Consider the following 9758-nt stretch of genomic DNA (forward strand, 5'->3'; position numbering starts at 1 on the left):
ATCTGGATATGAACGTCTGCGAAATCGCCCGTGGCGACGGCCCGGTGATCCTGGCCTTTCCCCATGTGGGAACCGGACTGCCGCCCGGGGTCGCCGCGCGGCTGAACGACGAGGGGCTGCTGCTGCGCGACACCGACTGGCATATCGACCGGCTTTACGCGGATCTGATCCCGGGCCTGACGACGATCACCGCCACGCAGTCGCGCTATGTGATCGACCTGAACCGCGATCCGGCCGGAAACAGTCTCTATCCCGGCCAGACGACCACCGGGCTGATCCCCGAAACCACTTTCGACGACGTGCCGATCTGGCGCGCGGGCCATGGGCCGCAGCCTGCCGATATCGCGCATTGGCTCGACCAGGTGCATCGCCCCTATCATGCCGCGCTGGCCGCCGAGATTGCCCGCGTCAGGGCCCGCCATGGCGTGGCGGTGCTTTATGATTGCCATTCGATCCGCTCGCGGATCCCCTGGCTGTTTCCCGGCGTGCTGCCGGATCTGAACATCGGCACCGACGGCGGCACCACCTGCGCGCCCGAACTGGAGACGGCGGTGGCAGAGATCGCCCGCGACTCGGGTCATTCCTGGGTGCTGAACGGGCGGTTCCGCGGCGGCTGGACCACGCGCCACTACGGCCGGCCGCAGGACGGCGTTCACGCCATCCAGATGGAACTGGCCCAGATCAGCCATCTGGCCGCCGAGGAGCCGCCCTTCGCGACCGATCCCGACAAGGCCGCGCATCTGCGGCTTACGCTTACGAAAATAGTCTCTGCGCTGGCGGAAATCGCGCCCGGCCTTGCAAGACGCTGAGAGGTTTCACATGAACATGACCCGCCACAATACCCGCGACATCTTCCCGCCGACCGGGCCGGAAATCAGCTGCAAATCCTGGCTGACCGAGGCCGCGCTTCGGATGCTGATGAACAATCTGCACCCCGACGTGGCCGAGAACCCCCATGAGCTGGTGGTCTACGGCGGCATCGGCCGCGCGGCGCGCTCCTGGGAAGATTTCGATCTGATCGTCGAAACGCTGCGCGATCTGGAGGAAGACGAGACGCTGCTGGTGCAGTCGGGCAAGCCGGTCTCGGTCGTGCGCACCCATAAGGATGCGCCGCGCGTGCTGATCGCCAATTCCAACCTGGTGCCCCGCTGGGCCACCTGGGAGCATTTCAACGAGCTCGATCGCAAGGGCCTGATGATGTATGGCCAGATGACGGCCGGCTCCTGGATCTATATCGGCGCGCAGGGCATCGTTCAGGGCACTTACGAGACCTTCGCCGAGATGGGGCGCCAGCATTACGGCGGCGATCTGACCGGCAAATGGGTGCTGACCGGGGGCCTCGGTGGCATGGGCGGCGCGCAGCCGCTGGCCGCTGTTTTCGCCGGGGCCTCTTGCCTCGCGGTCGAGGTGGACGAGACCCGCATCGACTTCCGCATCCGCACGAAATACCTGGATGCCAAGGCGAAGACGCTCGATGAGGCGCTGGCGCTGATCGCGGACTGGACTTCGAGAGGCGAAGCGAAATCGGTCGGCCTGCTGGGCAATGCCGCCGAAATCTTCCCCGAGATCCTGCGCCGTCAGCTTGCCGGTGAAGCGATGCCGAACAATGGCCCCGATATCGTGACCGACCAGACCTCGGCCCATGACCCGGTGCATGGCTACTGCCCCGTGGGCTGGACGGTGGGCGAGTGGCGGGCGCGCCAGGAAAGCGATCCCGCCGCGGTCGAAAAGGCCGCGCGGGCCTCAATGCGGGCGCAGGTCGAGGCGATGGTGGGCTTTCATGACGCGGGTGTGCCCACGGTCGATTACGGGAACAATATCAGGCAGATGGCCAGAGAAGAAGGGTTTGACCGCGCCTTCGCCTTCCCCGGCTTCGTGCCCGCCTGCATCCGTCCCCTGTTCTGCCAGGGCATCGGCCCCTTCCGCTGGGCGGCGCTTTCCGGCGACCCCGGGGATATCGCGAAAACCGATGCGGCGATGAAGAAGCTCTTCCCCGAAAACAAACACCTGCACCGCTGGCTCGATATGGCTGGCGAGCGGATCGCCTTTCAGGGCCTGCCCGCCCGGATCTGCTGGATCGGGCTGGGCGACCGCCACCGCGCCGGGCTGATGTTCAACGAGATGGTGGCCTCGGGTGAGCTGAAGGCGCCCATCGTCATCGGGCGCGATCACCTGGACTCGGGCTCGGTGGCCAGCCCCAACCGCGAGACCGAGGGGATGCAGGACGGATCCGACGCCGTTTCCGACTGGCCCTTGCTGAACGCGCTCACGAATACCGCCTCGGGCGCGACCTGGGTTTCCATCCACCATGGCGGCGGGGTGGGGATGGGCTTTTCGCAACATGCGGGTGTGGTGATCGTGGCCGATGGCACGGAAGATGCCGCGAAACGGCTGGAGCGGGTGTTGTGGAACGACCCCGCCTCGGGCGTGATGCGCCACGCCGATGCCGGATATGACCTGGCAAAAGACTGCGCCCGTCACCATGGGCTGCGCCTGCCCGGTATCCTGAGGTGAAGGGCATATACCCCGCCCGGGGCCGGGTCTTCCGGCCCTGGAAAAACGGCGGCGGCCAGACGGCGGAAATCGCGGTCTCACCTGTTGCGGCGGATATGGAGACGTTTTCCTGGCGCGTCTCGGTCGCCTCTGTCGCGTCGGACGGGCCGTTTTCCGAATTTCCCGGCATAGACCGGGTGCTGACCGTGACAGAGGGCGGCCCGATGGTGCTGGAGATCGGCGGCCGGGAACATCTTCTCGACGAGACCAGCCCGCCCTTCGCCTTCAGCGGAGAGGCGCCGGTCATGGCCCGGCTTTGCGGGCCGCCGCTGCTGGATTTCAACGTCATGTGTCGCCGGCCGCTGCGGGCGGAAGTGGTGAAAGGACCGTTTCAGCCCGCGCAGATGCTTTCCGGTTCGGCGCAGGCCCGGCTGGTCCTGCTGCTGGAACCCCGGGCCGGATTCGAGCGGCTGGACCTGATCGACCTCGATGCCCGGCCAGAAGCCGGACCCGCCCTGAGGGGGGCCGCGACGATCTCGGTGCGGATCATCGGCTGATATGCCGGCCCGACCCGCGGTTGCGGCCGTGCAGGCATCGGCGAAAAACCTGTATGGGCAATCCGGTCTGCGGTAATCGGGGCAAGACAGCGGCGCCGGTCGTGATCCGGCCTCGCTTGCGCAAGCCACAGGAGGCAGCCCATGGCCCTGACCCTTCCACCGCTGAATGCGCTGCGCGCCTTCGAGGCGGCTGCCCGCCATGGCAGTTTCGTGGCCGCCGCCGAAGAGATCGGCGTTTCCTCTGCGGCGATCAGCCAGCAGGTCCGCAAGCTGGAGGATTACCTCGGCAAGCAGGTCTTCGTCCGGCTCAACAACCGGGTGACGCCGACCGATGCGGGCCATGCGATCTTTGCCGATATCGCCGCTGCGCTGCAACTGATCTCGGACACGACCGAGGAACATATCCTCAGACGGTCGAAATCGCGGCTCGTCATCAGCTCCATCGAATCCGTCGCCGAGAAATGGCTGGTGCCGCGGCTTGCCGAACTGACGCGCCACCGCCCCGAGTTTCGTTTCGACCTGAGGGTAGAGCCGGATCCGGTCGATTTCGGGCGTGACAACATCGACATCCGGCTCGGCTATGATCCGGCGCATTATGCCGGTCAGATCGTGGTGCCGCTGCGGCAGGACAGCGTAAGCCCGATGTGCAGCCCGGACTATCTGGCGGCATGCCCCGATCTGCAACGCGACGGCATGGCCGCAGTTCCGGCCACGGATCTGATCCATACCAACTGGGGGCCGAGCTTCGGCAGCCATCCGACATGGCAGGCGTGGTATCTGGCCAGCGGACTGCCCGTCCCGGTGGCGGCGAAAGGCATGCTGGCCGACAATTCGGCCGTGGTGCTGGATCTTGCGCGCGTGGGGCTGGGGGTGATCCTGGGCCAGAGCCTGCTGGCCGAAGAGGACCTGCGCGCGGGCCGTCTTGTCGTGTTGTCCGGGGTCCGGCTGGCCCTGGGGCGCAGCTATTGCCTCGCCTATCCGCGGCAAAAGCAGCACAAGCGCGCCCTGGTTGCGCTGGCGGACTGGCTTGTCGCCGCCGCGGGCACCGCCGCCGCCTGAGCGTCGCCGCCGCCGCGCCGGTCCCCGCCCGTCAGGCAGAAGGCGGCCGCCGGGCAGAACACCCGGCGGCGCGCTGTCTTACTGAAGCGTGGCTTCGACCCTGGCCCGCGCCTCCGGCGAGATCCAGGCGCCCCAGACCTCGGGCTTTTCCCTCAGGAACCAGTCGGCCGCCTTTGCCGCATCGGCTTTGTTGTCGACCATATAGGCCAGGACGCCATTGATGTCGGCCAGCGGAAATTCCGCCTTGCCGAGAATGTCGACGATCTCGGGGGCGGCGTCGTGGAAGTCTTTGTTCAGGCTGTAGATCACCTCGACCTCGGGGAAGGCGCAGGCCTGGTCCCGGCTGCCGTTGGGATCGGTGATCTGAGCCCAGCATTCATCGCTGTAGGGGTCTTCCTCAAGCTGGATCAGATCAAACCGGCCCATGACCGCGGTCGGCGACCAGTAGTAGAACAGCAGAGGCTCGCCCCGCAGGATGTTCGAGGTGATTTCGGCATCCAGCGCCACGCCGGTGCCCGGGCGCATGTTCACATAATGATCGGTCAGGCCATATGCCTGCAACTTGGCGGTGCTGACCGCCTCGCAGGACCAGCCCGAGGGGCAGTTGAGGAACCGCCCTTTGCCGAGTTCCTCGGGATCGGCGAACAGCGCGACCATGGCCGGATCGGAGAGCTGATGGACGGATTTCAGATCGGGCGCCATCGGCTCGATGTCACGCGCGGCATCGCCGTTGACCACATAATCCGGCACGAACCAGCCTTCGGCGGCGCCGGTGAAAGGATGGCCGACCGGGATCGTCTTGCCCTCGGCAATCGCTTTGGCCAGCACGTCGCTGCGGCCCAGCCAGTCCTCGGCGAAGATCTGCACCTCGCCGTCGGCGGTCGCCTGTTCGAGGATCATCGTATTGCCGGGGATGGAATCGACCTGGCAGCCATAACCATCGGCCAGCAGGCGCTGCATGACCGCGGTGATGAAGGCCGCGCTTTCCCAGTCCACCCCGGCGAAGGTGATGGTCTTTCCGCCGTCGCACCATGCGATTTCCCCGGCGCGGGCCCCGGCCGGGCCGAATGAAAGGCCCGCCGCGATCAGCCCGGCGGACAACAGGTATTTCTTCATTGGAACTCTCCTTGTTGGGGGTGCGTTTTTGTTGTGTTTGCCCTGCCCGGAGCATGATGCTTCCGGGTCGGGTCGCCGGGCTGCGCCTGCACATCGGCGCAGCCCGCCATTTTGCAGCCTCCGCAATTGCGACAGGCCCGCCGGTGACCGGCGGGCTCTTTCGTCATTGCCATTGCTGTCTGTGCAATCGCCTCATCTGTCCTCATGCGGCGATGCTGCGGCCGTAGAATCCAAGTTGCTCTTTCGCGGTCATCGTCACGCCCGGGCGATCAAAGAAGGCGAAGATCGCGACCATGCGCTCGGTTTCCCCCTTCACCCGGACGACCCGGTGCAGCGTGTCGACGCCGCGGAACACGTTCAGCGCCCCCGGGGTCAGTCTGGCCTTGCGCACCTCGGGGTCCTCGTTGCGCAGCACCGCTGCCACGCCGGCATAGTTCGGATCGTCCTTGCTGCGCAGATCCTTGCGGTATTCCAGCTCGCCGCCCTCTTCCGGGGACTGGAGCAGGATCGTGGTGGTGAATTCCGACCGGTCGAAGTGCCAGTTCAGCGCCTCGCCGTCGCGGCTGGCCTGGACGTTCACCCGCGCCATCGGATCCTCCATCGGATAAAGCGCATCCTTGCCCATGGTGGCGGCCAGGAAAGAGGCGAAGGGCGCCCAGTCATACAGCGTCAGGACCGGGTTCCCGACAAGCTGATCGGCGCAGAGCGTGTGGTTGACGGTCTCGACTCTGGTCAGCACCGGATCGTCATCGGACAGCCCCTCAACACTGTCGCGAAAATAGACATTGTGCTTGCGCGCATGGCGATGGCTGTCGGTTCGCATCGCGGGGGTGGCCAGATCGATCGCCGCGCGCACCACGTTGTCGCGCAGAAAGCCCTTGAGTTCGAACATACCATCAGCCGCAAGCCGTTCCCGGCACCGCGCGACCAGGGCGGCGTATTCCTGGCTCTCCGGTTTGTCGAGCGGGTAGGTTTCAAGATCGAGAATATGTTTCATGGATGGCTCCTGCGATACCGGACAAGAGCATCCTTCCCGGCTGCCAGAAGTTTCTCAACGGGGCTAAATGTTAGTCAGGCACAGAAAATCTTACCCAGAAGATTCATGTTCTGCCGATGTCCGGAAAGAGCCGGCTGGCAAGGATCATCCGGGCGCCCCGGCGGACAGATCAGGGTTCCGGGATCAAGGGGTGTCCCACGCTGAAGCGGCAGCGCTTCGCGAGCGGATCATTGCCGTCCCGTCCAACGAAGGCGAGGCTGTTCCCGATCCCTTCCGCGGCTGCGACACCAGCCTGCGCACAGCGCAGACCCTCGCGGTGTTTTGCGCGAAACGGGAACGGACCGACGCCGGAGGTTCGGGGTGCGGCTGCGCTGACGGGCGGGAGGACGCGTCGGGCTGTCGGGGCCGAGCCAGGAGCGTGGTGTCAGCGGGCCGGGTGAGGCACCGGCCGATCTGCGTGCCGGGCTGAAGCGGTTTATGACTGCCTGAACCCTGCCGTAAAATGGCGAGGATCACCCGGCTCCGGCCGTTTTCGGCTGCCATGGTTGCGCGTTGCGGCGTGGCAGGCATGCGTGTCGGCGGCAGCCGCTGTTTCCGGACGCGCTGCCTGGCTTCACCCGCGGCCGCGGCAGTCCGTTGCGACCGGAAGCGCCATGGGGTGGCAATCTCCCCTGCCGGGGACCGGCTCGTAGGGGCAGCGCCCCGACAGATCGCAGCGGGGCAGGCTCTGGTGTTTCCAGACCGCGGCTTCGAGGCGGCTCGACAGGTTCAGCTTGCGCATCACGTTCCTGACGTGAACCTTGACCGTGGTGCCGGTGATGCCCAGGTCGCGCGCGATCGCCTTGTTGCTCAGCCCGTCGGCCAGGCATTGCAGGATCTGCTGCTCGCGCCCGGTCAGTTCCGTCACGCCCGCGGGGCGCGGCGCGGCGGCGGGCTCCAGAGCGGCGTGTTTCAGAACATCGGTCAGCCGGTCCTGAAGGACGGTCGTGCCCCCGGTCGCCCGAAGCAGGCTGGCGCAGAGATCCTCGGGCTCCATATCCTTCAGCAGATAGCCGTCGGCGCCGGCGCGCAGGGCGTCCAGCAGATCCTCTTCGGCGTCCGAGACGGTCAGCATGATATGGCGCGCGCCAAGCCCGGCATCCTTGAAGCGGCGCAATGTCTCCAGCCCGTCCATGCCCTTCATATGCAGGTCGATCAGGATCATATCCGGCCGCAAGGTCCGGGCGCGCGCCAGCCCTTCCGCCCCGGAGGCCGCCTCTCCCACGATCTCGAAATGCGAATCGTCCGACATGATCTGCCGGACGCCGCGCCGGAAGAGTGCGTGATCGTCGATGAGCATCACCCTTATCATTTCGCCACCTATGTTCTTGTTATTGGGACGACTTCGGCGTGAACGCCAGTCTGACCCGTGTTCCTCCCTGTGGTCTTGTTCCGACCTCTATCCTGCCCCCCAGACTGTGGGCACGTTCCTGCATGATAGCATGACCATGATGATCGCGCCCGCCCGCAGCGGATTCATATCCGATTCCGTCATCGTCGATCACGATCCGCACCGTCCCGTCGGGCGCCGCGGAAAGCGCGATGAGCACGGTTTCCGCCTCGGCGTGCCGCAGGATGTTGGACAAAGCCTCGCGCACGATCTGAAGGATGTGGAATTCCTCGTTCACCGTAAGCCGGCCGTTCTCAAGCCGGTTGTCGAGGCTGATCGACAGGCCGGAGCGCTGCGAGAATTCACCGATTGCCGACTGGAGCGCGTGGCCCAGCCCGCGCACATCCATATGTACGCGGAAGGTCGCCAGCAGTTCGCGCAATTCGCGGTAGGCGTTGTCGAGGCCGGTCCGCAGTTCGGCGGTCACCGCCCGGGTGTCGGCGGCGCCGGTCTTCAGGCCCGATTGCAGCCTGGCCAGCTGGATCTTCATGAAGGACAAAGATTGCGCCAGGGAATCGTGCAGTTCGCGGGCAATCGCCGCCCGCTCCTCCAGCACGGCGATGCGCCGCCCCTCGCGGTCGTGGTTCTGGAAGCGGGCCGTGATGGACAGAAGACCGGCCGCGATATGCAGAAGCTGCATTCCGGCGGCATCGGGCGGACGGCCGGCATCCGTCTCGATCAGCAGCGCGCCCGTCTCTCCCGAAGGCTCGACGAAGGCGACGGCGGTCACCCGGGTGCCAGTGTCGGTCCTGGCGAAGGTGGACAGGCCGGACCGGCGCAGTTCGTCCATGGCGTCGTCGCCCATCGCGGCGGGTGCGCGGCTGGACCAGATCGCGCGCCCTCCGGATATCGCGGGCTCGTCCTCGGTATAGAGGATGGCGGCGCTTTGCGCGCCGAGCGCGCGTTCGAGCGCGTGAAGAACCCTGCGCAGCATCGCGTCGTTCAGCGCCCGGGTATTGATCATCCCGACGAAGCGGAGAACAAATTCCCCGGCATCGGCCGCGCGCCGCAGTGCTCCGGCGGTCTCTCTGGCCGCGGCATTTTCCGCGATCAGACCGTGCAGACAGGCGGTCAGGCCCGAGAGTTTTCCTTCGAGGCGGGCGATCTCGTCGCCGCCTGGCGGTGGCGGGGCGCCGAAGTCTGGAAGCGAGGCGGCAAGGCTGTCCAGCCGGTCGGTCAGCGCCCGGCGCATGTCCAGCGCGATCCTCGCGACGCAAAACAGCAAGATCAGCAGCCCGCCGGTCTGCAGCGCCAGGACCGCCGCCCGCCGGGTATCGAGTTCGCGCTGCAACAGGCCGCCGATCCGCGCCCAGGAATCGGCCAGGTCTTCGGCAACCGGAAGCCAGTCGGCGGCAGGCAGCCCCCCGGCGGCCGCGCGCGCGATCCGGTCCTCGGCCTCGGCGATCCTTGAAAGCTCCAGATTCAGCTCTGCGTTCGGGGCGCGGCTGCCGCGAAAGGCCTCCCGGCCGGTTCCGGCCCCGTCACCGGCGGCGTCCCATTGCAGGGTCTCCGGCGTGGCCGACCCCGATGCGCGCGCCCGGTCGGCCTGGTGCCGCCAGTGCAGTTGGTGGTGACGCGCCTGCCAGGCGAGAGCGCGGTTGGCGGAGATCTGATCGCTCAGAAAAAGCGATCCGGCCTGGATCAGGATGGCACTGACCGCGATGCAGGACAAGAGCGCCAGCAGCCGGGAAAAGAGCGGGCGCCGCATGTTCCCCGGCCCGGCAGATGTCGGCCATTTCAGCGACCGGAACCGCCGCAAGACCGGCGTCAGAAGGCCGTGCAGAGGCCCGCGAACCTGCATCATGCCTTCCGGGGTCTTCTGCACGGCGGTTCTGCGCATCGCCTTTCCGATCCTTCTGGCATCCGGGTCCGGCATCCGAAAAACCGGCCGATGATGAAACGATCCGGTTGCGAAGTCTACCGCCAGGGCGCGGCCAGCGCGGCCCGCGACCGATCACCGCACCGCCCCCGCCGCACAGACCGGACGAATCGACCGGCCCTTGCCCTGTGTGGGGACGACCACGGGCGGGGTTTCCCCCGCCCGTGTTTGTTGCGTTGTCTTTGCGTTCAGATGGTGAAGATCAGATTCGAGACGAAGGCGACCGCC

The 9758-nt window shown here is 66.4% G+C and carries 8 protein-coding genes; 4 read left to right on the forward strand and 4 right to left on the reverse strand.

The window, feature by feature from the left end; translation table 11 throughout:
- Positions 1-8: 8 nt before the first annotated feature.
- From hutG to XINFAN_RS02640, 4 genes are all read left to right on the forward strand, one after another.
- Positions 9-809, forward strand: coding sequence for an N-formylglutamate deformylase (hutG, locus tag XINFAN_RS02625; protein WP_124084934.1), 801 nt, complete (start codon positions 9-11; stop codon positions 807-809).
- A 10-nt stretch (positions 810-819) separates the two neighbouring features.
- Positions 820-2514 (forward strand): urocanate hydratase, encoded by a 1695-nt coding sequence (gene hutU, locus XINFAN_RS02630; RefSeq protein ID WP_124084935.1) that lies wholly within the window; start codon positions 820-822, stop codon positions 2512-2514.
- Positions 2511-3050 (forward strand): HutD/Ves family protein, encoded by a 540-nt coding sequence (locus tag XINFAN_RS02635; protein WP_199286346.1) that lies wholly within the window; start codon positions 2511-2513, stop codon positions 3048-3050. Before hutU ends, XINFAN_RS02635 begins: the two co-directional genes overlap by 4 nt.
- 141 nt (positions 3051-3191) lie before the next feature.
- Positions 3192-4109 (forward strand): LysR substrate-binding domain-containing protein, encoded by a 918-nt coding sequence (locus tag XINFAN_RS02640; protein WP_124084936.1) that lies wholly within the window; start codon positions 3192-3194, stop codon positions 4107-4109.
- A gap of 78 nt (positions 4110-4187) precedes the next feature.
- On the opposite strand, the gene XINFAN_RS02645 is transcribed toward XINFAN_RS02640, so the two are convergent.
- From XINFAN_RS02645 to XINFAN_RS02660, 4 genes are all read right to left on the reverse strand, one after another.
- Entirely contained in the window at positions 4188-5225 is a 1038-nt protein-coding gene (locus XINFAN_RS02645) for an ABC transporter substrate-binding protein (protein ID WP_124084937.1), read from the reverse strand.
- A gap of 202 nt (positions 5226-5427) precedes the next feature.
- Positions 5428-6222, reverse strand: coding sequence for a HalD/BesD family halogenase (locus XINFAN_RS02650; protein WP_124084938.1), 795 nt, complete (start codon positions 6220-6222; stop codon positions 5428-5430).
- A 613-nt stretch (positions 6223-6835) separates the two neighbouring features.
- A complete protein-coding gene (gene narL / locus XINFAN_RS02655) occupies positions 6836-7573 on the reverse strand; it encodes a two-component system response regulator NarL (protein ID WP_124084939.1) in 738 nt (245 codons plus the stop codon).
- A 19-nt stretch (positions 7574-7592) separates the two neighbouring features.
- Complete coding sequence (locus XINFAN_RS02660; protein ID WP_160144520.1) at positions 7593-9491, reverse strand: histidine kinase; 1899 nt, start codon at positions 9489-9491, stop codon at positions 7593-7595.
- Positions 9492-9758: the final 267 nt, after the last annotated feature.

The sequence above is a fragment of the Pseudogemmobacter humi genome (assembly GCF_900609055.1).
In the GTDB taxonomy this organism is placed as follows: Bacteria; Pseudomonadota; Alphaproteobacteria; order Rhodobacterales; family Rhodobacteraceae; genus Pseudogemmobacter; species Pseudogemmobacter humi.

Excerpts from the sequence above, each read along its gene's own strand:
- hutG (WP_124084934.1), top strand. The coding sequence starts at position 9 with ATGAACGTCTGCGAAATCGCCCGTGGCGACGGCCCGGTGATCCTGGCC.
- XINFAN_RS02650 (WP_124084938.1), bottom strand. The coding sequence starts at position 6,222 with ATGAAACATATTCTCGATCTTGAAACCTACCCGCTCGACAAACCGGAG.
- XINFAN_RS02645 (WP_124084937.1), bottom strand. The coding sequence starts at position 5,225 with ATGAAGAAATACCTGTTGTCCGCCGGGCTGATCGCGGCGGGCCTTTCA.
- hutU (WP_124084935.1), top strand. The coding sequence starts at position 820 with ATGAACATGACCCGCCACAATACCCGCGACATCTTCCCGCCGACCGGG.
- narL (WP_124084939.1), bottom strand. The coding sequence starts at position 7,573 with ATGATAAGGGTGATGCTCATCGACGATCACGCACTCTTCCGGCGCGGC.
- XINFAN_RS02640 (WP_124084936.1), top strand. The coding sequence starts at position 3,192 with ATGGCCCTGACCCTTCCACCGCTGAATGCGCTGCGCGCCTTCGAGGCG.
- XINFAN_RS02660 (WP_160144520.1), bottom strand. The coding sequence starts at position 9,491 with ATGCGCAGAACCGCCGTGCAGAAGACCCCGGAAGGCATGATGCAGGTT.